The 24,424-nt window shown below is 29.9% G+C and carries 21 protein-coding genes; 3 read left to right on the top strand and 18 right to left on the bottom strand.

All coding sequences use genetic code 11. The annotated features are described in order from the left end of the window. Positions 1-129 precede the first annotated feature (129 nt). The 3 genes from GQS58_RS15335 to GQS58_RS15325 form a co-directional block, all read right to left on the bottom strand. Positions 130-1,083: a D-2-hydroxyacid dehydrogenase gene (locus GQS58_RS15335; protein ID WP_166387533.1), complete on the bottom strand. Its 954-nt coding sequence runs from the start codon at positions 1,081-1,083 to the stop codon at positions 130-132. Positions 1,084-1,232: 149 nt separating this feature from the next. Further along, the gene (gene serC, locus GQS58_RS15330; protein WP_166387492.1) at positions 1,233-2,288 is read right to left on the bottom strand and encodes a 3-phosphoserine/phosphohydroxythreonine transaminase; all 1,056 of its coding nucleotides are present in this window, start codon (positions 2,286-2,288) and stop codon (positions 1,233-1,235) included. A gap of 95 nt (positions 2,289-2,383) precedes the next feature. After that, a complete protein-coding gene (locus tag GQS58_RS15325; RefSeq protein ID WP_166387490.1) occupies positions 2,384-3,445 on the bottom strand; it encodes an acyl-CoA reductase in 1,062 nt (353 codons plus the stop codon). Between the two features lie 70 nt (positions 3,446-3,515). On the opposite strand from GQS58_RS15325, the gene GQS58_RS15320 reads away from it, so the two are divergent. Then, positions 3,516-3,866, top strand: coding sequence for a 4Fe-4S dicluster domain-containing protein (locus GQS58_RS15320; RefSeq protein WP_166387488.1), 351 nt, complete (start codon positions 3,516-3,518; stop codon positions 3,864-3,866). Positions 3,867-3,921: 55 nt separating this feature from the next. Here the strand turns inward: GQS58_RS15320 and GQS58_RS15315 are convergent, their stop codons facing one another. The 5 genes from GQS58_RS15315 to GQS58_RS15295 all read right to left on the bottom strand — a co-directional run bounded on the left by GQS58_RS15315 (position 3,922) and on the right by GQS58_RS15295 (position 13,252). Further along, complete coding sequence (locus GQS58_RS15315; protein WP_166387486.1) at positions 3,922-5,436, bottom strand: carboxypeptidase-like regulatory domain-containing protein; 1,515 nt, start codon at positions 5,434-5,436, stop codon at positions 3,922-3,924. A gap of 370 nt (positions 5,437-5,806) precedes the next feature. Then, a complete protein-coding gene (locus tag GQS58_RS15310) occupies positions 5,807-8,515 on the bottom strand; it encodes a TonB-dependent receptor (protein WP_166387484.1) in 2,709 nt (902 codons plus the stop codon). A gap of 161 nt (positions 8,516-8,676) precedes the next feature. Next, a complete protein-coding gene (locus GQS58_RS15305; protein ID WP_166387482.1) occupies positions 8,677-11,604 on the bottom strand; it encodes a TonB-dependent receptor domain-containing protein in 2,928 nt (975 codons plus the stop codon). A 20-nt stretch (positions 11,605-11,624) separates the two neighbouring features. After that, positions 11,625-12,614 (bottom strand): FecR family protein, encoded by a 990-nt coding sequence (locus GQS58_RS15300; RefSeq protein ID WP_166387480.1) that lies wholly within the window; start codon positions 12,612-12,614, stop codon positions 11,625-11,627. A gap of 74 nt (positions 12,615-12,688) precedes the next feature. Then, positions 12,689-13,252, bottom strand: coding sequence for an RNA polymerase sigma factor (locus GQS58_RS15295; protein ID WP_166387478.1), 564 nt, complete (start codon positions 13,250-13,252; stop codon positions 12,689-12,691). A gap of 127 nt (positions 13,253-13,379) precedes the next feature. Here GQS58_RS15295 and ychF point away from each other — a divergent pair, with 127 nt between their 5' ends. Then, on the top strand, positions 13,380-14,471 hold the full coding sequence (gene ychF / locus GQS58_RS15290; protein WP_166387476.1) for a redox-regulated ATPase YchF: 1,092 nt from the start codon (positions 13,380-13,382) through the stop codon (positions 14,469-14,471). A gap of 294 nt (positions 14,472-14,765) precedes the next feature. Further along, a complete protein-coding gene (locus GQS58_RS15285) occupies positions 14,766-15,554 on the top strand; it encodes a transglutaminase domain-containing protein (protein ID WP_166387474.1) in 789 nt (262 codons plus the stop codon). A gap of 413 nt (positions 15,555-15,967) precedes the next feature. Here GQS58_RS15285 and GQS58_RS15280 read toward each other — a convergent pair whose 3' ends face one another. The 10 genes from GQS58_RS15280 to GQS58_RS15235 all read right to left on the bottom strand — a co-directional run bounded on the left by GQS58_RS15280 (position 15,968) and on the right by GQS58_RS15235 (position 24,398). After that, positions 15,968-16,870, bottom strand: a complete 903-nt coding sequence (locus tag GQS58_RS15280; RefSeq protein WP_166387472.1) for a cation diffusion facilitator family transporter — start codon at positions 16,868-16,870, stop codon at positions 15,968-15,970. Between the two features lie 8 nt (positions 16,871-16,878). Beyond that, a complete protein-coding gene (locus tag GQS58_RS15275; protein ID WP_166387470.1) occupies positions 16,879-17,856 on the bottom strand; it encodes a permease in 978 nt (325 codons plus the stop codon). Further along, entirely contained in the window at positions 17,849-18,256 is a 408-nt protein-coding gene (locus GQS58_RS15270; protein WP_166387468.1) for an OsmC family protein, read from the bottom strand. Before GQS58_RS15270 ends, GQS58_RS15275 begins: the two co-directional genes overlap by 8 nt. 14 nt (positions 18,257-18,270) lie before the next feature. Then, positions 18,271-18,507, bottom strand: a complete 237-nt coding sequence (locus GQS58_RS15265) for a thioredoxin family protein (RefSeq protein ID WP_166387467.1) — start codon at positions 18,505-18,507, stop codon at positions 18,271-18,273. A 51-nt stretch (positions 18,508-18,558) separates the two neighbouring features. Then, on the bottom strand, positions 18,559-18,864 hold the full coding sequence (locus tag GQS58_RS15260) for an ArsR/SmtB family transcription factor (protein WP_166387531.1): 306 nt from the start codon (positions 18,862-18,864) through the stop codon (positions 18,559-18,561). 142 nt (positions 18,865-19,006) lie between these two features. Then, positions 19,007-19,801 carry a hypothetical protein gene (locus GQS58_RS15255; protein ID WP_166387465.1) on the bottom strand — a complete coding sequence of 265 codons (795 nt, stop codon included), beginning with the start codon at positions 19,799-19,801 and terminating at the stop codon, positions 19,007-19,009. Between the two features lie 111 nt (positions 19,802-19,912). Next, positions 19,913-20,779: a YkgJ family cysteine cluster protein gene (locus tag GQS58_RS15250; RefSeq protein WP_166387463.1), complete on the bottom strand. Its 867-nt coding sequence runs from the start codon at positions 20,777-20,779 to the stop codon at positions 19,913-19,915. Positions 20,780-20,932: 153 nt separating this feature from the next. Further along, a complete protein-coding gene (locus GQS58_RS15245; protein ID WP_166387461.1) occupies positions 20,933-22,126 on the bottom strand; it encodes a hypothetical protein in 1,194 nt (397 codons plus the stop codon). Positions 22,127-22,258: 132 nt separating this feature from the next. Continuing rightward, the gene (locus GQS58_RS15240; RefSeq protein ID WP_166387459.1) at positions 22,259-23,257 is read right to left on the bottom strand and encodes a metal-dependent hydrolase; all 999 of its coding nucleotides are present in this window, start codon (positions 23,255-23,257) and stop codon (positions 22,259-22,261) included. A 25-nt stretch (positions 23,258-23,282) separates the two neighbouring features. After that, positions 23,283-24,398 carry an SDR family oxidoreductase gene (locus GQS58_RS15235; RefSeq protein WP_166387457.1) on the bottom strand — a complete coding sequence of 372 codons (1,116 nt, stop codon included), beginning with the start codon at positions 24,396-24,398 and terminating at the stop codon, positions 23,283-23,285. Between the last annotated feature and the right edge of the window lie 26 nt (positions 24,399-24,424).

Raw genomic sequence — 24,424 nt, 5'->3', positions numbered from 1 at the left:
CTAAGTATGTATGAGATTTCTCAATCGCTTAAAAAAGCTCATTCCGAAATGACAGCGGTTATCATTGTTTATTAACTAGCTGCCACTTCGAGTGAAATTATGTATTTAAGAGTTTATTCAGAAACTTTTCTAATTCTTTAACAAAGCAATAATCTGGTTTGCCAATTCAACTCCAATTCTATCTTGTGCCTCTTTGGTTGCAGCCCCAATATGCGGAGTTAAAGAAATTTCTGGATTCATTAATAATTGCACTGCCGGAGTAGGCTCTGTTTCAAAAACGTCTAAACCAGCAAATTGTACTTTACCACTTTCTATAGCCTTTACTAAATCTACTTCATGTAAAATACCACCTCTTGCCGTATTTATAATACCTACACCATCTTTCATTTTTTCAAATTCTGATGCCGTAATAATATAATCTTCTTGATCTGGAGTATGTAAAGTAATAAAGTCCGACTCTTTTAAAAGCTCTTCTTTATCTACCGTTTCAATAACAAAAGTAGTTTTTTGACCGTTAAAAAACTCTAAAGTAATTGGTGCACTTGTTACTTGATCATCTGTAGCTAAAACATTCATTCCTATTCCAATAGCTATTTTAGCAACTTCCTGACCGATACGTCCCAAACCAATAATACCAATGGTTTTACCTCTTAATTCAATTCCTTCAGAATATGCTTTTTTCAATTCTTTAAAACGAGAATCTCCTTCTAAAGGCATTTCTCTGTTAGAAGAATGTAAAAAACGCGCCATTCCAAAAAGATGAGCAAAAACTAACTCAGCCACAGAGCCAGAAGAAGCTTTTGGTGTATTAATTACATGTAAACCATTATCTTCTGCATATTCTACATCTATATTGTCTAAGCCAACACCACCACGTCCAATTAATTTTAAACTTGGGCAAGCTTCCATTAATTCTTGTCTTACTTGTGTTGCACTTCTTACTAAAATTGCATCAATATTGTTTTCATTGATATAATTTTCTAACTGATTTTGTGCAACTTTTATATTTAGTACTTCAAATCCTCCTTTTTCTAAAGCATCTATTCCGCTTTTAGAAATTCCATCGTTCGCTAATATTTTCATGGCCCATCCCAACCTTCCCAAAGGGAAGGAGTTTTATTTATTATTTATATTATTTTATTTTATCTTCAAACTTTATAAGTTTAAAAAGTACTTTTTTTTGTTTGTTAAGTAAACCCCTCAACAGTGAGAGTTCCTCTCCTTCGGAGAGGCTAGGAGAGGCTTTTCATTACATCAACCAAAACCTGTACACTATATAAAGGCAATGCATTGTACATACTTGCTCTATAGCCACCAACACTTCTATGACCATTTATTCCGCTAATTCCAGCTTCTTTGCACATGGTATCAAATTTCTCTTTTAAAGAATCATCTGTTAAAGTAAAAGTAGCATTCATGGTACTTCTGTCTTCTTTTGCTACAATTCCTTTAAATAAAGGATTTCTATCAATTTCAGAATATAAAAGTGCTGCCTTTTTATTGTTTACTTCTTCAATAAATTCAATTCCGCCTAAATCTTTTAACCACTGTAAGGTTAACATAGAAACATAGATTGCAAATACAGAAGGTGTATTAAACATACTATCTTTATCAATATGAATTTGATAGTTTAACATAGAAGGAATATGTCTTTCTACCTTACCTAAGATTTCTTCTTTAATAATGACTAAAGTGGCACCAGCTGGACCCATATTTTTCTGAGCACCTGCATAAATAAGATCGAATTTTTCAAAGTCTAATTGACGAGAAAAAATATCTGAACTCATATCACAAACCAAAGGAATATTCGTTTCCGGAAAATCTTTCATCTGCGTACCAGCAACTGTATTGTTACTTGTACAGTGAAAATAATCTGCATCTTTTGGAATGGTATATCCTTTAGGAATATAGTTATACCCTTTATCTTTAGAAGAACCAACTTCTACAACTTCTCCGAATGCTTTTGCTTCTTTTTGAGCTTTATCTGCCCAAGTTCCCGTATTTAAATACGCTGCTTTTTTATCTAACAAATTGTATGCAACCATTAAAAACTCTAAGCTTGCACCACCTTGTAAAAACAAAGCTTGATAGCCTTTATTTTCTAAACCTAACAATTCTAAAGCCAAAGAACGTGCTTTTTCAATTACTTCTACAAAAGGCTTACTTCTGTGAGAAATTTCTATTAATGATAAATTATCATCATTAAAATTTAAGATTGCTTCTGATGCTTTTTGCAACACTTCTTGTGGTAAAATACAAGGACCTGCACTAAAATTATGTTTTTTCACTTGAATAAAATTAAGTTTTACTACTTTTATTATAATAAAATTAAGTCAGCAAATAAGCTAACGTTAATTTTGTTTTTAAATTCCCTCTGCAAGGGTTATATTGTTGATAAAAATTCTAAAGTATTTACACCATCTGCATAATCTGTTAACTCAGGATGTTGCGTTTGTCCAAAAGCAATTTCATTTTCTATAAAGTCTTTGGCAACAATACACTGAATCTTCTCTTTATCTTGATGTAATTTTATTTTTAAATCTGTTTCATTGTCGTAATATTCATAGAATATCGTGGCAATAGGAGAGGCGTAGCTTTCATCTTCTTTAATCATTAGAAAACCATTTTCTAACAAATCAAACAAGCTCATTAAATACACCGCTTTGTTATAATCGTAATTATTAGCGTACTTAGCATTATTAATCATGTCTTTTTTAGCATACATTCCTGTAAAAAAGGCGTCAAAATTATATCCTTTTGGCACATACAACTTAGAAACCGATCTACAACCTAATCCAAAATATTGAAAAACATCATCAGATAGTTTTATAAAATCATCTTCCGTTTCTTTTCCGGTAATAACTGCCACGGAATTTCTACTTTTTCTGATAATATTTGGTTTATTTTTGAAATAATATTCAAAATAACGCGCAGTATTATCACTTCCTGTAGCGATAACAGCATCAAAATCGGTTAGTTTTTCTTCAGTAAAAGTGATTTTACCCTTAAAAGTAGGTTCTACATACTCTAAATACTTCGCTAAAAAGGGTAATAAGTGTTTATCACTAGAAGATTGCTTTACCAATACTGAATGACCAGAGATTAATACCGATAAAAAATCATGAAAACCTACCAATGGTATGTTTCCAGCCATAACAATAGCCACTTTTTTTGATGATTTTTTAGTTAAATCTAATCTTTCGGTAAATGTGTTTAAATTGTTTTCTGTAAGTGATTTATGTAGGCTGTTTAATGAGAACAAAACATTGTCTTTTGTAAACCAAGAATTCTTTTCTTGTGCTAATTTTATCTGATGTAAAAAGCCATCAAAAAAGATTTCATTATGTTCAATATTATCGATTTTTTTTATTTTATCGATAGAAAACTGACCTAAAAAGGCGCCTAATTTTGCGAAAGCAATAATTCTGTTTTGAATACTATCCATTTATTTTGGTTGTCTATTATTTTGGCTTTATTTTTGCAATTGCAAAGGTACAAAAACAGAACAGAAAATTATGGCAATTATAATAACAGATGAATGTATAAATTGTGGGGCATGTGAACCAGAATGTCCTAACACTGCAATTTATGAAGGAGCAGATGATTGGAAATATTCAGACGGAACAGATTTGAAAGGAAATGCGGTTTTACCAAATGGTAAATCAGTAAATGCCGACGATGTTCAAGAACCAGTTTCTGATGAAATTTATTACATCGTTCCAGATAAGTGTACAGAATGTAAAGGTTTTCATGATGAGCCACAATGTGCTGCAGTATGTCCTGTAGATTGTTGTGTGCCAGATGACGACGTTGTAGAAACTGAAGAGGAGTTGTTAGACAAGCAAAAGTTTATGCATAACAACTAATTAATATTTTTATATTATTTAAAAGCCCCAAATCTAATAATTTGGGGCTTTTTTTTTAATTATATTGTGCTAAATATTGGTTTATTAAAACGTTATCTTTCCAGCTAGAAGCTGCATAAGCTGCTTTGGTCATATAAGAAGTTCTTTTTTTATAAGCTTCTTTAATCTCTTCTTCGGTTTTCTTTTTAAAACTATTAACATCAAAATCGGTTATATTATTTACAAAGGTTTCTCTGCCTTCACTTACATTTATCTCTACCTTAACATTAAACTTTACCTTGTTTTTATCTTTAGCATTTTCTATAAACTTTATAGGCCTGTCTATGTATGCGTAGTTTGTTTTGGTTTCTTTTAGGTAAGAAGTGTAGATTTTATTGTTCATGTTTTTTTCATAAAAAACAGTTACATGATGCTGGTTTTCAGAGAATTTGATTCCTAATAAAAACTTTAAATTTAAATGTTGTCCACGTTTTCCTTCCGCATACTGGTATTTTATTTTTTTGATAAAAAAATCAGTAGGATCAATATACATTTTACCCGAATATTTAGATTTAGATTTGTTTGGCGTAAAAGAAACTACATAATACTTTTTAGTTCCTAATATTTCATTTTCTTCTAATTGATGTTCGTAATATTTCTGATCAAGAAAATTATTTTGGGTAGCATCATTAAAAAATACACTTTTAAATTTTAAATTTCTAAGCGGATAACTTTGGCCATAGTCACTAAAAGTATTGTCTTTTGCAATGGAGTCTGCAACTCTCGTTGTTTCTACCATAGACAAAGAGTCTTCCAGTTTAAAAAGTCCAGATTTTACTTTATATGTGTTTTTAGAATTCAAATGTTTTAAAACTACGTTTTGAAGCCTTTCTGTTATGTTTTCTAAGGTAACACCGTTTCCGATGTCTATTTTTTTAAACCCTTGAATATCGGTTACTTCGTAAGAATCTACTTCTTTTTTCCGTTCTTCAGAATAGAATTTTTTATTTAAAACGGTTGCTTTAAATTCTGTACCAAAAGCAGGATTTTTTTCTTGAAGATTATCAGCAAATTGCATTAATTCTTTTTCTGCTAATTTTCTTTTTTTTCTACTTAAAAGTGAGCTTGTGTTTAATTCGAATTCTAGTTTTTTAAAGTCTAAATTTTGATTCTCGATAGCATATACATCCTGTTTTACAGGTGATGAAAGGTAATTTTCTTTCATGTTTGTAGCTGTTTTAATCAATAAACTATCTAAAGTAACTTTGGTAAGGTTTAGTTGAAATTCATCTAATTGATTTACATCTTCTAGTAAGTTTACAACATAATGATTGTTTATTAATTGCCTTTTTGTAATTGTTTTAGATTGATATCCTAAACAAGAAATAGTAAGTACTTTTACATTACTTAAATTTAAGGTGTATGTACCAGATTCATCGGAAGTTGTTCCAGATTTTATATCTGTTAAAAGGGCTGCGTTATCAATAGGGTTTAAAGAGTTTTGGTTGATGACTTTACCTGAAATTGTTTGAGAATTAATTACTATAATATTCAAAAATAGTAATGAAAAACAGAGTATTTTTTTTATCATAAATGGTTGATTTTTGATAAATGTAGCATTATTCACTATTAATAAATGGCTTCGGTTTTAAGTTTAACAATACATTATATTTCAGACTCTTAAAATATCTTAAAAAGCTTAAATTTAGGTTAAAAGTGATGGTGTTTGATTACAAAAAATTAAACAAAATAGAGTAGGAGCTATAATAATTGATTGATGGTTGATAAAATTTCAAACAAAAAAAGAGGTTGTCTAAATAGAAATGAATCTTGTCATGCAGAACTTGTTTCAGTATCTCAATTTACTAAAATCAATTAGCATAAGAATCTAAAATAAATTCAGATTGACAAAAAAAATACTTTTAGACAGCCTCTCTTATAATTAAATTTTAATATATTTTTTATAAATTAAAGCTAAGTCTTGTAAAATAATAGGCTCCATCAGAACCCATTTGTACAGAATCTGCCATTCCACCTTGGTCTGTCCAACCATCAAATTGTGGAGTAGGGTAAACGTTAAATAGGTTATTGGCACCTACCGTTACATTTATTTTATCAGAAATTTTATATCCTAAACTTAAATCTGTTGTAATTAAAGATTTATAAGTATCTGTGGCAACTGTATATAAAGCATCTGCCTCTGCTTTTGTTGTTGGCGGTGCATCTACCCACTGAAAATCTTGTAATTGAACATCACTAAACTTTGTTAAAGTTACATTTGCGTTAAACTTTTTTCTAGTGTAGCCTAAATTTAATCCGAATTTATAATCGGGAGCAGCCGCTTCTAAGTACGCTTGAGAAAAACCACTAAAGAAAGTATAAGGGTTTAAATTACCATTATGTACTTCTTTAATTTCTAACTTGTTTAAGTTCCCTATTAAAGCAACATTTATTTTATTGTACTCACCTAAAGTAGTTGCATAGTTTAAAACAATATCTACACCACTTGTTTTGGTATCTACACCATTTGCAAAAAACTGAGCAGCATCTACATTTAAAGGGCCTAAAATAGCTTGATCTGTAAAATTATCTGTTAATATAATTCTATCATCAACAGCAATAGAATACGCATCTATAGTAGCTGTAAAACCATTTTTCTTATACGTAAACCCAATACTAGTATTTAATGCTTTTTCTTCTTGTAAAGCACCAATACCAAAGGCTTTTGTTACGGTACTGTTGTTTGCAGATAATAAAGAAGGAATAGATTTACCAGCAACAATGTTTGTGAATTTTAAGTTGTAATACACTTGAGCTAAAGAAGGTGCTCTAAACCCACTAGACACAGAACCTCTAAAAGATAAATTATTATTTACTTTATACCTACTAGCTACTTTGTAGTTAAAGGTATTTCCAAAATCGCTATAATCTTCGTAACGCAATGCAGCATTAATTAAGAAAGAGTCAGTAATATTAACTTCTGTATCAAAGTAAAGCCCCATATTGGTTCTACTTCTATTTACTACGTTGTCTGGACTATACCCAGGAAAACCTTGAGATCCACCAGGTAATTCATCTCCATTAGAATCTTTTGCTACCGTTTGTGTTGCAGGGTTTGTTAGAATTACTCCGTTAGTATCATACAAACCATAAGAAGCTTCTTCGCCAGAAAAAATTTGAAAGTTTTCTGTTCTGTATTCTAAACCAAAAGCAAAATTGATTCCTTTTGCATAATCTTTAAAATATTTAGAAAAATCTAAACCTGTTGTATTTTGAGACAAGCTATGTCCACCTCCATCAAAATCTACAGGAGAAGCACTACCTAGTGAAGCATTATTAGTGTCTTTAATAAAATAATGGAATTTATTAATTCCGTATGTATTGTTAAAATCTACTAGCCAACCATTGTCTAACGTATGTTTTAAACCAGCAGAAAGTGAATTGTCTGTTATTATAGAGGTAATTCTTGGTGTAAACCCATTAGGATAAATACTAGGAACAGCTCTATTATCTCCATCTGTAAAACTATCTCTAGAATAAGCATACGCATCTGTGTCTCTATAATTTCTACCTCCAAAGGCATACACCTCTGTATTATCAGAAAGAGGTATTATAGAATTTACCATAAAACTGAAACCTTCTAAACCAGCACTTCCGTACCCTTTACGCCAAGAAAAACCTGGTCTAAGAGTATTGTCTTTAGATAAAAACTCTGTAGTAAAATTTACAAAACCACCTCTGTCATTAATTTTAGCTCCAAAATTTAAATCTAATTTTACAGTACCGCCATCAAAACTTTTGTCTTTACCATCTAATCTGTTTTTTCCGTTTACATTATACAACGTTTCTCCACTTGCTTCTGCCCAACCAGACCCCACATTAGTACTGTAGGCACCATAGGTAATTCCTGCAGTTATGCCTTCTGTATTGTCTTTTAAAACGATATTAATAACCCCAGCAATTGCATCAGATCCATATTGTGCGGATGCCCCATCTCTTAGAACTTCTATTCTTTTTATAGCAGAAGCAGGTATTGCATTTAAATCTGTACCAGAATTTCCACGACCTCTTGTTCCAAAAACATTAACTAAAGAAGATTGATGTCTTCTTTTTCCATTAATTAAAACTAACGTTTGATCTGGACCTAAACCTCTTAGAGAGGCAGGTACAATATGGTCTGCTCCGTCTGAACCAGATTGTTTACTCGCATTAAAAGAAGGTGCTGCAAATTGTAAAATATCATTAATTTCTACTTTACCGTTTTGTGTTGCCAGTTTTTGAACATCAATAATATCTACTGGTACCGGGGTGTCTACTGCAGTTCTGTTAGAGTTTCTAGAACCAACAACAACTACTTCATCTAAAGCATTGTCTTCATCTATTACTATAGTTAAAAAAGAGATTGTATTTACTTTTACGGTTTTAGTTTTAAACCCCATAGAAGACACAATTAAAGTTATTGGTAATTCTTTTACTGTAATTGAGAAACCTCCATTATCATCTGAAACCATTCCGTTAGCAGTGTTTCCTTTTTCTACTACATTTATATAGGGTAGTGGTTCACCAGATGAATCTGTTACTTTTCCTTTAATTGTTTGCGCCATGAATCCTAACGGAAACATCAACATAAAAGCAATTGTACTAAATTTTAATAGATACTTTTGTTTCATAAATATAATTATTGGTTAATAAATGTGTTTGGTGAGTTTCTTAATTTTTTAAGATAAATTAAGTACTCTTTTATTGTATAAGGAAGAAAACAAAAAAGTATACTCTTTAAAAATGATTTTTTTTTAAAGAAAATGCTAAAAAAGAAATGTAATGATAATGTTTAGAGCTTAATGCTTAGTTTAGTGTAGTAAAAAGAGCCATTTGTTCCCATTTGTGTAGCGTCCCATAAACCACCACTATCTGTATGTTTATGTTGCTTAGTTGGGTAGATATTAAATAAGTTATCTGCACCTAGCTGTAGATTAAATATTTTATTTAACGGGTAACTAAAATGTAAGTCTGTTGTAATTTTGGGTTGATAAAGATCTGTAGAAGCGTCTAGTCTTTCTTGTTCAGAATTATTAAAATGAGACAAGTCTTGGTTTATTTGCCAGTCAATTAGTGCTACTTTACTAAATCTAGTAAAATTTAAGGAGGTTTTTAGTTTTTTATAATTGTAATTCAAACCCAAGTTAAACTTGCTTTTAGGAGCAGAGGCTAATAAAAATTGTTGGTCTCTTTTACCGAAAAAAGTTTCTTTATCTAGTTGTTTGTTTTTAATATTGGTAATCTTCATATAGTTGATGTTTCCAGAAAGATCAATAAAAAATAGACTGTTTCTAATTTTTTTGTTCCAGTTTAAAACCAAATCAACACCTGTAGTTCTAGTATCTACACCATTGGCAAAAAATTGTACATTCTTTACATCAAAACCAAGTGTTGAGGCATCAAAATTTCCACTTAAAATTATTCTATCTTTTATAGAAACAATGTAAGTATCTATAGATGCTTTAAAGTTAGTGTTTAAGTTAGAGGTAAAACCGAAACTAAAGTTTCTGGCTTTTTCTTCTTTTAGCTCATCAATATTAAACCTTCTTGCAATAGGACTATTGTTTGCAACCAATAATGATTCTGTTGGTGTATCACCAATAAAATTGGTAAAAGTTAAATTGTAATAAATTTGAGCTAGAGATGGTGCTCTGAAACCCGTACTATAAGAACTTCTGAAATTTAATTTTTTAGTAATTTTATACCTCGATGCCAATTTAAAATTAAGTGTACTTCCAAAATCACTGTAATATTCGAAGCGTAGGGCAGAACCAATCATAAATTTCTTAGAAAAATCTATTTCTGTATCCGCGTAAATACTAAAATTAGACCTGTTTCTATCTACTTCATTTTCTGGTGAATACCCAGGGAAACCTTGTGAGCCTCCGGGTCTAATTGTATTATTATAGGTTTTGTAATTCTCTGCAGGGGTATTGGTGTGTATTACATTTCCGTTTATATCATAACCTGCATAAGAAGTCTCTTCACCTGCAAAAATTTTATATTTATCTAATCGATATTCTAGGCCTAACGCAATATTAAAACCATAAGTATTAGTATCAAAGTATTTAGAAAAATCTATACTTGTTGTGTTTTGTATTAGTTGATGTCCTCCGGCATCAAATTCTGTTGGTGAGTTTTCTAAAAGAGTAGCATTTAGTGTGTTTTTTATAAAATAATGAAAATTATTTCGCCCAAAAGTGTTATTAACATCAACATTCCAATCTTTAAAATTGGTAAGTAATCCTAGAGAAAAGGAATTGTCTAATATATTAGATGTAATTAAAGGATTAAATCCGTTTGGGTAGATTTCAAGTACATTTCTTTCGCTATTCGGTTTTCTTGAAAAGGCAAAAGCTTCGGTGTTTTTATAGTGAAGACCACCATTAAAATATAATTTTGTTTTATTATAAATAGGTATTTCAGAATTTACAAAAAGGCTTACGTTCTTTACTGCTGCTTGTCCAAATTTTTCTCTTGCAAACGTACCAGATCTTACTGTATTATCTACAGATAATGCTTCTGTTGTAAAATTTATAAAACCTCCATTATTAATCTTAGTTCCATAATTTAAAGCCAATTTATAGGTAAAACCATCCACTTTATTAGGTAGAAAACGATTGCTATTTGCATTGTGAAAACCTAATGTAGAACTTATATTTAATTCATTATCTGTGTCTTTTAAAACAATATTTAAAACTCCTGCAATAGCATCGGAGCCATATTGAGCAGAAGCTCCATCTCTTAATAATTCAATTCTTTTTATAGCAGAAATAGGAATCGCATTTAAATCGGTACCAGAATTTCCTCTTCCTCGGGTTCCGTATAAATTAATTAATGAGGCTTGATGCCTTCTTTTTCCGTTGATTAAAACTAAGGTTTGATCTGGCCCTAGACCTCTAATAGTTGCAGGATCTATATGATCTGCGCCATCTGCACCCGATTGTTTTGTAGCGTTAAATGAGGGAATTACATATTGTAAAAATTGATTAATTTCTACTTGACTGCTTTTTGTAGCCATTTCTTCAATATTGATAAAATCTATGGCAACAGGAGAGTTATTGGCAACTCTATTTTTATTTCTAGAGCCAATTACTTGTACTTCTTCTAGTTCTTGACCAGATTGTAAAATAATGGTGTGAAAAATATTTGAAGAAAGGTGTAATGTTTTAGAGTTGTGCCCTATAAAACTAACGGTAATAGTGTTGTTTTGTTGAACTTGAAATTCAAACGTACCCTCTTTATTTGTAGTTGTTCCTTCTAAAGAAGCTTCTTGTAAAGTTGCTCCACTAAGCGGTTTATTGTCCGAACTGATTACAATTCCTTTTACAGTTATTTTATTTCTATTAAAAGGACTATCTATATTCTTATAAAAATTAGGTTGACCGTTTAAAATTAAAGTTTTTTTTGAAGAATTAATTTTAGGATAAATTACAAAATAACTATTTCCTAAATCATCAAAAAGAAAAGGAGTTAATTTTTCTAATAAAGAAATAGATTCTTTTATAGATAAATTACTAAATCCTTCTTCTTGAATGAGTTTATGATCAAGTAAGTTTGCTTTATAAGTAAAAAATATTTTGTGATTTGTACTAATTTTATTGAGCAGTGTAGCTAATGGAATTCTCTTTTTAGGATACTTTTGAGCATTTGTTTTTTGAAAAGAAAAAGTTACAAAAATAAATAATATAAGTTTTATGAATACTAATTTTTGAACCATTTAAAAATGTATAATTATGCCTACTTTGTACTTATAATTAAGTTATTATCCTTTTTTAGAATTGTAACATTGGCAGATTTTTCAATGGCTTTTATACAGATGTCTATATTTGTAATTGGAACAGCTCCTGTTATTAAAGTATTTTTAGTTAAATTATCTTTAAAAATGATGGAATACCCATAAGATTCTTCTATTTTTTCCATAGCCTTTTCCAAAGATAAGTTTTCAAATAATAAAGAACCATTTTTCCAAGAAGTTTTTATGGTTGCATTCAAAATATTTTTATCTTCTAAAATTTTATTTTTATCCGAGGAATAAGAAATATAATTACCAGGAATCATTTTTTTATCGGTTCCATTACTTAATTTTAACCAAATATTTCCTTCTTCTAAAAATACATCTGTTTTTTTCTTTTTTGTATTTACATTAAATGATGTTCCGTAAACTTCTACAGATAAATCATCTGTTAAAACCCAAAATTTTGCATTTGTAGCTGTTTTTTTATCCACCTGAAAAAAAGCTTCACCAGTTAACCAAACTTTTCTACTTTTATTTTTATAGTAGGACAAACTAGAATTAGAGTTTAAAGTAACGTGGCTGCCATCTTGTAGTTTTAGGTTTAAAATTTCACCGTAATTAGTATTATGCGTAATTTTAGAGTTATTGTATACAAAATAAAAACTAATAGAAATTAACAAAAGTATAGAAGCAGCTGCACTAAAAGCTTTAAAGTAATTTCTTTTTTTCTTTAGAATAGGATTTTTAGCTTCAATTTTAGTTTCTAATTTTTTCCATTCTAGGGCAATTTTTTCTTTGTCAACATCCTTTTTATTAAAAGAAATACCTAAAACAAGGTCTTTTGCAGTATCTACTAATTCTTTTTTATGAGGATTATTTGCAATCCAAAAATTCCAAAAACCAACATCAGTGCCGTTATTTTGAAGTACCCAATTTTTAAATGAAGTATCATCTAAAAAATCATTTATGGTATTGTATTCTTTTTTAATCATTGTAACAAATAATAGGGAATTGTACTTATATAAGGAGAATTTAGTTTTTTTATACTCTTAATTTTATGTTAAACTCAATTAAATAATTTTAAAATAGAGATTTCTTCTTTTAAATTTTTAATAGCTTTATGCAGCGAGTTTATAACACTTTGATAATTTATACCCATTATTTCAGATATTTCACTTGCTTTAAGACCACTGTAGTATTTTAAATAAATGGCTTCTTTTTGCCTTTTAGGCAATTTATTTAATAGTTTAGAGAGGTTTTTATTTTTAAAACTTTCCGATTCTTGCTGCGTCATTATTTCTTCTGCTGTAAATTGAAAATCTACAAAATGAACATTAGAAAAATCTGTGTGTGTTACTTTTGCGTTTTTTTGCATCATCTTTAACAAAAAACGTTTGTAAGAAGTAAATAGGTAAGGAGCAATGCTTTCTAAATCACTTAAGTTTTCTCTATGTTCATAAACATATAAAAAGAAATCTTGCAAAGAATCTTCTGTAAGTGCAACGTCTTTAGAAATTTTTAGGCCATAACTATGCAGTTGAGGATAATAGATTTCGAAGAGTGTAGAAAACGCTCTAAGATCTCCTTCTTTTAAGGCTTTCCAAATAAATTGATCTGTTATTTTGTTCATTTAGAACTTTAAATATGAAAAATATTTTTTAAAAATAAATAAAAAGGATCATTCTAAGCTTTCTTTATTGATTTAATTCTATTTTTATGAAAGTTGCGTTATATTTGCACTCGCAAAATTTATTTACATGAAAGCCGGAATTGTAGGATTACCAAACGTAGGAAAATCAACTTTATTTAACTGTTTATCAAATGCAAAAGCGCAAAGTGCTAACTTTCCTTTTTGTACAATTGAGCCAAATTTAGGAGTTGTAAACGTGCCAGATACACGTTTAGAAAAATTAGAAGAATTAGTTGTCCCAGAAAGAGTTCAGCCTGCTACTGTAGAGATTGTAGATATTGCTGGTTTGGTAAAAGGAGCAAGTAAAGGAGAAGGTTTAGGAAATCAGTTTTTAGCAAATATTCGCGAAACAGATGCACTTTTACATGTAATTCGTTGTTTTGATAATGATAACATTATACACGTAGATAATTCTATAGATCCTGTTAGAGATAAAGAAACAATTGATATTGAATTACAATTAAAAGACTTAGAAGCAGTAGAAAAACGTTTAGAGCGTGTAAAAAGAACTGCAAAAACAGGTAATAAAGAAGCGCAAGCAGAATTAGTAGTTTTACTTAAAATTGAAGAAACTTTATTAAAAGGAATTTCTGTAAGAACTTTAGAGTTTACAGAAAAAGAAATGGAGTTTGTACAACCATTACAGTTTATTACTTTAAAACCAGTGTTATATGTTTGTAATGTTGATGAAGGTTCTGCAGTTTCTGGAAATGCATATGTAGAAAAAATTAGAGAGGCTGTAAAAGATGAAAATGCAGAAGTTATTGTTTTGGCAGTTGGTACAGAAGCAGATATTACAGAATTAGACGATTACGAAGAAAGACAAATGTTTTTAGCAGATATTGGCTTAGAAGAAGCGGGTGTTTCTAGATTAGTACGTTCTGCATATAAATTATTAAACTTACAAACCTATTTTACAGCAGGTGTAAAAGAAGTTAGAGCTTGGACAATTCCTATTGGTTCTACTGCGCCACAAGCTGCAGGAGTTATCCATACAGATTTCGAAAAAGGTTTTATTAGAGCAGAAACAATTGCTTATGAAGACTTTGCTACTTATGGCTCTGAAGCGAAAGTAAAAGAAGCTGGTAAAATGAAAGTAGAAGGTAAAGAATATGTTGTTAAAGATGGTGATATCATGCATTTTAGATTTAATGTATAATAAATTCTAATTTTAGATTTATTTTTATAAATATTAGAAAATCCCAATAAGAAATTATTGGGATTTTTTTTAATGAAAAATTAAAAGTCCTATTATTCTTACAAATTATTTAAATTGAAAATTACAAAGGAATAAGCAATATTTTTAATTGCTAATTTTAAGACAAAATTTTATTGTTCAAGCAAATTTATAGTACAACTATTGCATTTAAATTAACACTATTATAATTTTAATAAGTTAACTTTAAATATTGCCAATTTTGGTAATAACAACTGTTATTAATAAGGTTTGCTTATGTGGTTACGTGTTCGTTGTAATTTGGTTTTTAATATAGAAATACCTACTCCTTTTATTTTAAGATTGCGTCCTCGAAGCGGAGCAGAACAGTGGATTGAGCGCGACGAATTTAAAATAACACCCAATATAAAAATTCTTGAATTTACAGACGATTATGGTAATTTATACCAACGGTTTGTTGCTCCAGTAGGTCAGTTTTCTATTTATACGAGTTCAGATGTAAAAACTTCTGAATTTGTGGATGTTAATTTTGATGCTGCCTTTGTAGAGATTGCGCAGCTACCCAATGATGTACTTTGCTATTTATTACCAAGTAGGTACTGCGAATCTGACCGTTTTAATGATTTGGCAAATGCTATTACTTTAGATAAACCCGCTGGTTATAAACAAGTATTTGCAATAGAAGAATGGCTGCGGACTAATATAAGTTATATTCCTGGGAGTAGTGATTATCCTATTTCTGCTACAGAAGTGTATAGTAAACGCTCTGGGGTTTGTAGAGATTTAGCGCATTTAGGCATTGCTTTATGTAGAAGTTTAAGTATTCCTGCTCGTATGGTAGTAGGATATTTACACCAATTACAACCAATGGATATGCATGCCTGGTTTGAAGCTTATGTTGGTGGGCGATGGTATACTTTTGATGCCACTCAAACCGGACAAAAAGGTGGCTATGTAACTGTGGGTTATGGTCTTGATGCTGTTGATGTTGCTATTTTTAATCAATTCGGACCTGTAGCACACTCTTTAGAACAAAGTATTTCTGTAGAACAAATTAAAAATTAACCTATTTTAAAATAGAGGTTTATACGTTAGACTAGTGCTCATGTTTTATATTTTTTTTTCTTCTAAAAATAGCAACAGAATTCAGTTCTGTCAATATAAAACGATAATAGCATTGACTTGCATGACTTTTCTATTTTGGTAGTTTTATTGTAAACCTTTTCCATTAAATTTATTAGGTAAATTTTTTCAAAATTAGATTTTCCTAAAAAAAAAGTTTGATACTATTCAACATAATCAAACCAATAATAATTAATAAATAAGCTAAAAACTGTTCTCTATTCTGATTAAAAAAACAAGCTATATGAAACTTACTTTCTCCAAAGTATAAGTTCAACTTGATCGCAGAATAACTAGAATTACATCCTAAAAGAATATAACAACCTGCTTAATTTTTTATTAATTTTATTTTAGATTTATTTACTATTTTTTTCGGTACACTTTTCATCTGTAGTTTCAAACTCTAGTGTATTATGCGTAATATGATGCGCCAAGAGTTCTTCTTTAATATTTTTTTTAATGGTAGATAAATCATCCAAATTATTTACAACAATATGAGCCGTAAAAGCATTTTCACTAGTACTCATACTCCAAATATGAACATGATGAATTCCTAAAACTCCTTTAATTGATATAAGATGTTTTGTAATTTCGTTTATATCAATAGATGTTGGTACACCATCCATCATAGCAATAAGGTTATCTTTAAAAAGACTCCAAGTACTAATTAGTATCACTATAGCGATTAAAATAGCGGTAACACCATCTATGAAATTCCAACCGGTATATTTAATTATGAATCCAGATAAAACAACACCTAAAGAAACCAAGGCATCTGCCATTAAGTGCCAATAGGCTGCTTTTATGTTTAAATCGTCTTTCTTTTTTTTATGAAATAAAAGTGCAGAAGAAAAATTAATTACAATACCAATTGCAGCCACTATCATAACCACATTTCCGTTGATATTTGTAGGGTGTAGAATGTTTCTAAACCCTTGCCATGCTATAGCTCCAATAGCAAAAGCTAACAATATTGAATTGAGAAAAGAAGCCACAACAGAGCCTTTTTTTAGTCCGTACGTAAATACAGCATTGGGTTTAAATCGTAATAATCGAAAAGCTAAAAAAGCCAATAATAAGCCCGAAATATCACCAATATTATGAACAGCATCAGAAAGTAAAGCTGTAGAACCTATTTTATAACCATAACCTAATTCTATAATAACATACACCACATTTAAACCGATACCAATTAAAAAAGAACGGTTAATATCTTTAGAACTTAAGGAAGGTGGAGTATGATTGTGTGAATGAGCCATATTAATTCTTATAAAATCATATTAAATAAATAACCAGAAATGATGATGCAAAGCGTAACCACGCCAAAAAAGATTCCGATCAGTTTTAAAGTCATTACTTTCTTTAAAAGCATTGCTTCTGGTAGAGACAAGCCAACAACCCCCATCATAAAAGCAATTGCGGTTCCTAAAGGAATACCTTTTGCCACTAAAACTTGCGCTACTGGTAATATTCCGGATGCGTTAGAATACATGGGTACTGCTAAAATGGTAGCAATTGGTACTGCAAATAGATTGTCTTTTGCCATGTATTGTTCAAAAAAACCTTCGGGAATATAACCATGCATTAATCCGCCAATGGCGATACCCACAATTACATAAGGAATAACACCTTTTAAAATAGTTAGAACTTCATTCCAGATTATAGGTAACCGTTGTTTTAAAGATTTTTTCTCTGCAATAAAGATGTCTTGTTCTCTTTGTGCTTTTGCTAAAACTTCTTTTACCCATGGTGTTAAATAAGTTTCTAGTTTTAATTTTTGAAGAATTACTCCAGAAATAGTCCCTAATAAAATACCACTAACTACATAAATTAGGGTAGTTTTAACACCGAATAAACCGATAAAAAGTCCGATTGCAACTTCGTTAACTAGGGGAGAAGTAATTAAAAATGCAAACGTTACACCTAACGGAATTCCTCCTCGTACAAAACCAATAAATAAAGGAACTGATGAACAAGAACAAAAAGGAGTGACCACCCCAAAAAGACTTGCCATTAAGTATTCTAATCCATATAATTTATTTCTAGAAAGATAATTTTTAACTTTATCTATTGGAAAATAACTGTTTACAATTCCCATTAAAAAGATAATAACAAAGAGTAATATTAAAATTTTTATGGTGTCGAATATAAAGAAATTGAGCGCTTCTGCAATGTGTTGTTCTTTGCTCAAGTTCAAAACATAATAGACAAACCAATCTGCTAAATTTTGAACCCAATCAAACATTTTCAATTGTTTTTAGTGTACCAGAAATACTACAAGCCAATTTTATGGTATTGTAAATAGTTCCAAATTTTTCTATGTTTTTTTTAAGTAAATCTGTATTTAGTTTTTTGTCGTTGCTGTAGATGGTTAAATTATACATAATATTGTCCATCCTTGACGGATTTTCAAGTCGGGTGGCACTTACTTTAAGCGTAGCTTTAGAATACGTAAATTTCATCATTCTCGAAAAACGTTCTACCTTTTTTAACATGCAAGCAGCAAATGAACCTAAGAATAGTTCTGCTGGATTAGGTAAAGTTTCGGCAGTTTTAGAAGTTGTACCAAAATCAATATTCGATTCTTTTATATGAATAACAGCATCTGCATTTGAAAGGGAAGAGGCTTTAATTTGATAATTCATAATGTGAGATTTAATTAGTTTAAGAGTGCCAATACTTCTTCTTTAGAGGGGATTCTTCCTTTAATGGTAACTACATCATCAATTACCAAAGCAGGTGTACTCATTACATTAAACTCCATAATTTTCATGATACCTTCCACTTTTTCAATAGTGGCGTCTATGTTGTTTTCTGAAACTACTTCTTGTACAACCGCTGTCATAGATTTACATTTCAGACAACCTGTACCTAAAACTTTAATTATTGTACTCATACTATTTATACTTGTTTATCGCCAATAGGCGATGTGGTTATTAAAAAAATATCACTCAAAAAATTGTTGAAACAATGATTTTGCAATGCTCCAATTCTCTTTGTTGATACAATATTTTATTTTCGGTGGTTTTAATTCACCTTGAATTAAACCTGCATTTTTTAACTCTTTTAAATGTTGAGAAATTGTAGATTGAGCCAAAGGAAAAACTTCCACTAAATCCCCCGTAAAACAACAAGATTGATTTTCGAGATGTTTTATTATAGCTATGCGTGTTGGATGCGCCAAAGCTTTAGCAAACTTAGCTAAGGCTTCCGTGTTTTCTTTATAGTCGATGGGGTCTAAATTTTTTTTCATATTCTCTATCGTAAATTTACGATGAGTTTTTGAGTTAAAACGTGACATTTATCACGGTTTAATATTTCTTAGCAAGTTGTAGTAAACAAAAAAATCCCACTGATTTCTCAATGGGATTCTAAATTTATTTATAAATAAATAATTATTTTTTAATATAGTTTTCTGGTATTGCAAAGTCTTTTCTAAAACCTTCCACAAAGTGGATGTTGGTAATTTTTGCACTACCTATTTTATCAGATAAACCTGTTTCTATGTTCCAACCGTAGTATCCCCAGTTTGTAGCAAAAGGAATATTATCAACCATTTTATAATCTTCATATTTAATAGCATGAGGATCTGCTTCTGCAGCTTCTTTTGTTTTACCAGCAGTAACTATGTAGGCAACATCTTCTAAAAGGTGTGTCTTTTTATCGGTATATACAATGTACCAATCATCTGGAGCGTCACCAATATTTGCTTCAAAACTTAATTTTGCTACATCAAAATTGTTGGTAGTTTCTTTTGTTTTAAAGTTGTTATCCCATTTAGTTCCTTCATCATTTAATTTATAAGGAAACAAGAAAAAGTAACTCCAAGTATATGCATGAAAACGAACCCCAGGATTTTCGGATAAACTAGGTGAAACAAAAACATTTTCTTTGTTTACATAAATTTCATCACCATTTTTATAGGTAATTTTAGCAATGTCTGAAGTTGTTGAAACAGTAATTGTAGCGTTAAAAATTTCATTTCCTCCAAATTCAATGGTAGCATCAAACTGAACAGCTTCTTTTGTTAAAAAAGCCTCTTTTTTATGAGCTACTTCTATTTTCTGAGAAAAAGTTTTTTCTACAACAGGTTGTGGTTTTTCTTCTATTTGTTTTGTTGCTTCTGGTGCTTTTTTACAACTTACAATAAGTAGTAAACTTGCAAATAATGTAATAATTGTTTTTTTCATTTGATGTTTTAAATTGATTCAATTTAGTTTTTGATAATTAATAGTCTGTTAAAAATAGAAACCTTACATTTTTTTAAATAAAAATAAAATCTTTTTTTAAGCTCTAAAATATTATTCTTTCGCACCATTGCTCTTTGCTGTTTCTACCCAAAGTTCTGCAATTCCTTTGGTATCTGCGCCCAAACCTCTAGATAAATGTAAAGCAACACCCATAAGTAAAACAGCAGCTTTATGTACTTCGTTAAGTGTTTGTAAATTACCAAATTCTTCTTGTGCTTTTAATAGCAATAAATCACTATGTTTTTTAGCAAAATCAACAGGGTTATCAATAACATCCGTTATTTCTGGAATCATTAAAGAATCTATCCAATCTGCACCTATTCTTTCTGCCAATAATTCGGGAAGTTCATTGCCCATTTCTCTCCACAAAGTTAATGTTTTTGTATCGCCAGAGGCGGATAAACCACTATCTAATAACAATTCAAAAGCAATATCGGCAATGTTTTGCATTACATCTAAATATGCATCTTGTGCTTTTTCAAAAGGTGCTGCACCTTGTCCTTTTAGATAATTACCAACACTCATTTTTGGTAAATCTAAAACTTCTGCACAATCTGTTAAACACGGAAATTGTGGTCCTTCAAAAATATAATGTGCTTTTTCAAATTGAATTTGACGACCTAATGGATATAAACGACATGCCAACGGACGACCTTGGTGCACGCTACAACCATGATTATCTATATATTGACTACACGCGTTTTGTCCCTTTTTATCGGGTTTTCCGTTAAAAGTTAATCGAATACCTCCAAAATCTGTATATAAATCTCTAAAAACGCTCTGACTTACTTTTTTCTCTTTACTAAAACTATACAACTCCCAAGGGTTTAACATTACAGCTTTACCAAAACAGCAGGTTCCAGATCGTGAGCAGGTGAGTGGTAATATACTTTCTTTGCTTAGTTTTGTAGTTTGCATTATTTGGAAATCGTTTATAATAATTGAGTTATTTGCAGATGTAATTACGCTAAAAATATAAGCGTAATTGCGTTGTAAAGATATTGTATTTTTTTATCCTAAAGAAAAATTACAAGGTTTGACGGATGATTGTTTCTAAAGTTTTATTAACGTTTAATATTCCATTAAAGCATTAAACTTACTATTTAAACTGTAGATATTTAAATTATCATCAAAGGCAACCTGAACCGCCAAAAGTTTAGTTTCTAATTCAGCTATTTTATTGTTAATTTTATTTTTGTCTCCAATTACTTTACTTTTTTCTAAAACTTGCTTTAAAGCAGATTGATAGGTTGTAAAAATAGAGATATATTCTTTACTCAAAGACTCTACTTCATCTCGTATAAATTTTGCTTGGTTTAAAGCATAAGTAGGGTACATTAAGTTTCTGTTTGTTAAGTGATTGTTGTAATCTAATGGTTTTGAACTAATTATTTTATCGACACTTTGTTGTATAATACCCTTGGTGTAGTGTTTGTTAATTACCTTTGTTAAGGTTAATTTTTTATCTTGTTCAGAGATAGAATTAGGGTTTAGTGTATTAGAGCGTTCTGTTGTGTATTGTGTTAGCAATAAAACCAAACCTTCTTTTCTAATGTCTAAATTACCAAGGTTTTGTTCAAATTCTGTTTGTGATTTCGCCAAACCTTCATAATGTACCAAATATGAACTTAAAGATTTTTTTAAATCAATAACATCATCTATAGAAACATCATTTCCTCTAAGTGCATTTCCCATCACCAATTCTACTACAGATTTTATAGAACTAACCACAGGTATCGCACTTGAAATTTCTTGAGTTAATGGCGATTTAATAATATTATCTACAAAAAGTAAGAATTTAGATTTTTTAACTCCATTTATCTTTTTATTTCCTTTTATGATTTTATTTTCTAAAATTTCTGCAATTTCTTCGGATAATGAAAACCCTAAATCTGAATTATCTGGATTGTTAAGGCTAGAAATTTGGGTAAGATAATCACTAGTTGCATCTAATTGTTTTATAGCATTTAAACTAGCGTTTGAGGCAAAAACAAATTCTGTAGTATTTATTATTTTCTTTCTTCGTTGTTCTAATTGTTTCTTTAAACCAAAAAGTTCTGCATCAGAAAGTTCTTTAATAATTTGGTTATTAGACTTCATTAATTCTTCAAAGTTATTAACTTTAAGAACTATGGTATCTAATTTTTCTTTTGTTTTTAAAAGTTCAAAGTAGTTTTTATAAATTACGTTTAAAGAGTCTTTATTGTTTTGTCCGCTTACAATTGATGTTGAAATAAGGATAATAATTGTCAGTAATTTTCTCATAAGATAGTTTGTTCTTGGTTTCAAATTTCTTAAAATATTAATTCTGATACAAATCAATATTCATGCCTTTAATCTGAAGTATGCTAAATTAGCTTTTTTGAGTTAAAATTTCAAATTGAAAAAATACTGAGTTTAATTCCCTTTAATTCTTTCCCACAATTCAGAAATCAATTTTTTAGCATCATTTTTTTCTTTGGGTTCTTCAATAAAAAAGGGTACTCCATTGGCATCAACTTCAATTTTATATTTAAAAACGAAATTTTCAGCATTTGGTTTTATACTTAATGTGCCAAAACGTAAATCATTAAAATACAGGGTGTCATCTTTTTTATTAATGGTATACCAACCTTTAGAGATAGCAATCATACGTTGTACTTTTGGCTGCTGTATTAAATTGCCTAATAATTCATGATTTTTAGGATAGTGATAAAACTGAATCGGATTTTTATCAAAAAAAGAAGAATGCCCAATTAAATATTCATTCTCTTTCTCCACATTTGCAGTCCATAAAATGCTGTTTAAAGGTGAAGGTTTTGTTTCAATTTCTTTGTATTGAATGTTCTGAGTAGCCAATTCTTTGGTAAAAGTTTGATAAGAAATTCCTTTTAAAACCATGGTAAGTACTAAATAAGAACTACTAATAATAAGCCCTAAATTATTATAATAACGTCTTTTTTGGGTATCCTTTTTTTGAAGCATAGACAAAACTAAAAGCACCAAAAACGGAATTGTATATAAAGGATCAATTACAAAAACATTTTTAAAAGCTAAGCGAATATCTAAGGGCCAAAAAAGTTGCGTTCCCCAGGTAGTTTGCGCATCTAAAATAGGGTGTGTTATAAAAGCCCAAAAGAAAAGCCAAGACCAACTTTTAAGATTTTTAAATTTTTCATACCTGGTAACAATAAATGCAAAAATAGGAGCGAATACAACCGAAAATAAAATAGAATGTGTAAAACCTCTATGCATTTCTAAGGCAGTAACGGAATCTGTAAAGAATGCAGAAAGTACATCTAAATCTGGAATTGTACCTGCAATTGCACCGTACAACATGGCTTTGTTACCAATTTTTTTTCCTAAAACAGCTTCTCCAACGGCTGCACCTAAAATTATTTGTGTTAATGAATCCAATGTTTTAAAATGTTTTTAGTGTAAATTAATAACTCTTTCTAAACTTTTTTTCAACAGAAAAATTAATCAAGTTCATAAAATTTTCATGAACACCTAATGTGTTTTCTAATTTTAATTGCTGAATGAGTTTTAAAATTTGATCAGTTTTAAACTGTAAATCTGGGATAGAAATATAGTTTTCAAAAATATCGCCAATGGTTTTGTAATACAGCGTTTCAAAAGTATTTAAGTTCTCTGGCTTTTCGGTTACATATTCATAAGAATTAACATCAAAAGACTCTAAAACATCGCCTACATACTCTTTATGTAGAATCTGTGTTGGGTTTACAATATTTAATTCTTTAATCTGCGGATTTAAAAAAGCGTATAAAATAGCTTTAGAAACAAAATCTACAGGCACAATATTTAAACCACTTTTTGTGTCAATCCAAATTCTAAAAGCATCTTTAGATTTGGTGGCATACTTTGCTAAAAAGATGGCCCAAGAATAGAAAACATCATATTTTGGTGTTTCGTAAAAAGGTTTATCAATTAAACGACCACAAATAATACTAGGCCTTAAAATCTGAGAAGCTATGTTTTTTTGCTTACATGTTTCTTTTACAAATCGTTCACTTTCATATTTAGATTGCTCATACGGATTTCTAAAATTGCTAACCGTATAGTTTTCAATAGCATCATTTACTTTTTCATCTTGTATGCCAAAAGAATAGGCTGTACTAATGTATAAAAAACGAGTTACACGTTCTGGTAACTGCTCTAAAAGTTGTTTGGTTACCAAATAGTTTTGAGAGTGTACGGTTTTCTTAGAATCACTTGTGCTAGATAAGTTTGTAGAACCGGCACAATGGATTACGGTATCAAAATTATATTTTTCTAAAATTTCTTTGCTAATGCTTCCTAAATCATGCGAGATTATTGTAATTTTTTCTAGACAAGATTCAATAGTGAAATTATTTAAAAAACTTGGACGAGAGGCATCTTGTAAAACAGCTAATAATCTTTGTTCAGCAGATTTTTCATTCGCTCTTATCACCACAAAAAGATGATTTACAGTTTTTTCAACGATAGCTTTGTGCAACCATTCAAAAATAATATGACTTCCAACAATTCCGGTTCCTCCAGTTAATAAACAATTCATATTTTTTTGATGAAATTTCAAAAGGT

The organism is Polaribacter sp. 11A2H (genome assembly GCF_011379025.1).
GTDB lineage: Bacteria > Bacteroidota > Bacteroidia > Flavobacteriales > Flavobacteriaceae > Polaribacter.
The sequence above is the reverse complement of the archived record's forward strand: the minus strand, read 5'-3'. Positions and strand labels throughout refer to the sequence as shown.

Excerpts from the sequence above, each read along its gene's own strand:
- GQS58_RS15335 (WP_166387533.1), bottom strand. The coding sequence starts at position 1,083 with ATGAAAATATTAGCGAACGATGGAATTTCTAAAAGCGGAATAGATGCT.
- GQS58_RS15325 (WP_166387490.1), bottom strand. The coding sequence starts at position 3,445 with ATGGATAGTATTCAAAACAGAATTATTGCTTTCGCAAAATTAGGCGCC.
- GQS58_RS15320 (WP_166387488.1), top strand. The coding sequence starts at position 3,516 with ATGGCAATTATAATAACAGATGAATGTATAAATTGTGGGGCATGTGAA.
- GQS58_RS15315 (WP_166387486.1), bottom strand. The coding sequence starts at position 5,436 with ATGATAAAAAAAATACTCTGTTTTTCATTACTATTTTTGAATATTATA.
- GQS58_RS15310 (WP_166387484.1), bottom strand. The coding sequence starts at position 8,515 with ATGAAACAAAAGTATCTATTAAAATTTAGTACAATTGCTTTTATGTTG.
- GQS58_RS15305 (WP_166387482.1), bottom strand. The coding sequence starts at position 11,604 with ATGGTTCAAAAATTAGTATTCATAAAACTTATATTATTTATTTTTGTA.
- GQS58_RS15300 (WP_166387480.1), bottom strand. The coding sequence starts at position 12,614 with ATGATTAAAAAAGAATACAATACCATAAATGATTTTTTAGATGATACT.
- GQS58_RS15295 (WP_166387478.1), bottom strand. The coding sequence starts at position 13,252 with ATGAACAAAATAACAGATCAATTTATTTGGAAAGCCTTAAAAGAAGGA.
- ychF (WP_166387476.1), top strand. The coding sequence starts at position 13,380 with ATGAAAGCCGGAATTGTAGGATTACCAAACGTAGGAAAATCAACTTTA.
- GQS58_RS15285 (WP_166387474.1), top strand. The coding sequence starts at position 14,766 with ATGTGGTTACGTGTTCGTTGTAATTTGGTTTTTAATATAGAAATACCT.
- GQS58_RS15280 (WP_166387472.1), bottom strand. The coding sequence starts at position 16,870 with ATGGCTCATTCACACAATCATACTCCACCTTCCTTAAGTTCTAAAGAT.
- GQS58_RS15275 (WP_166387470.1), bottom strand. The coding sequence starts at position 17,856 with ATGTTTGATTGGGTTCAAAATTTAGCAGATTGGTTTGTCTATTATGTT.
- GQS58_RS15270 (WP_166387468.1), bottom strand. The coding sequence starts at position 18,256 with ATGAATTATCAAATTAAAGCCTCTTCCCTTTCAAATGCAGATGCTGTT.
- GQS58_RS15265 (WP_166387467.1), bottom strand. The coding sequence starts at position 18,507 with ATGAGTACAATAATTAAAGTTTTAGGTACAGGTTGTCTGAAATGTAAA.
- GQS58_RS15260 (WP_166387531.1), bottom strand. The coding sequence starts at position 18,864 with ATGAAAAAAAATTTAGACCCCATCGACTATAAAGAAAACACGGAAGCC.
- GQS58_RS15255 (WP_166387465.1), bottom strand. The coding sequence starts at position 19,801 with ATGAAAAAAACAATTATTACATTATTTGCAAGTTTACTACTTATTGTA.
- GQS58_RS15250 (WP_166387463.1), bottom strand. The coding sequence starts at position 20,779 with ATGCAAACTACAAAACTAAGCAAAGAAAGTATATTACCACTCACCTGC.
- GQS58_RS15245 (WP_166387461.1), bottom strand. The coding sequence starts at position 22,126 with ATGAGAAAATTACTGACAATTATTATCCTTATTTCAACATCAATTGTA.
- GQS58_RS15235 (WP_166387457.1), bottom strand. The coding sequence starts at position 24,398 with ATGAATTGTTTATTAACTGGAGGAACCGGAATTGTTGGAAGTCATATT.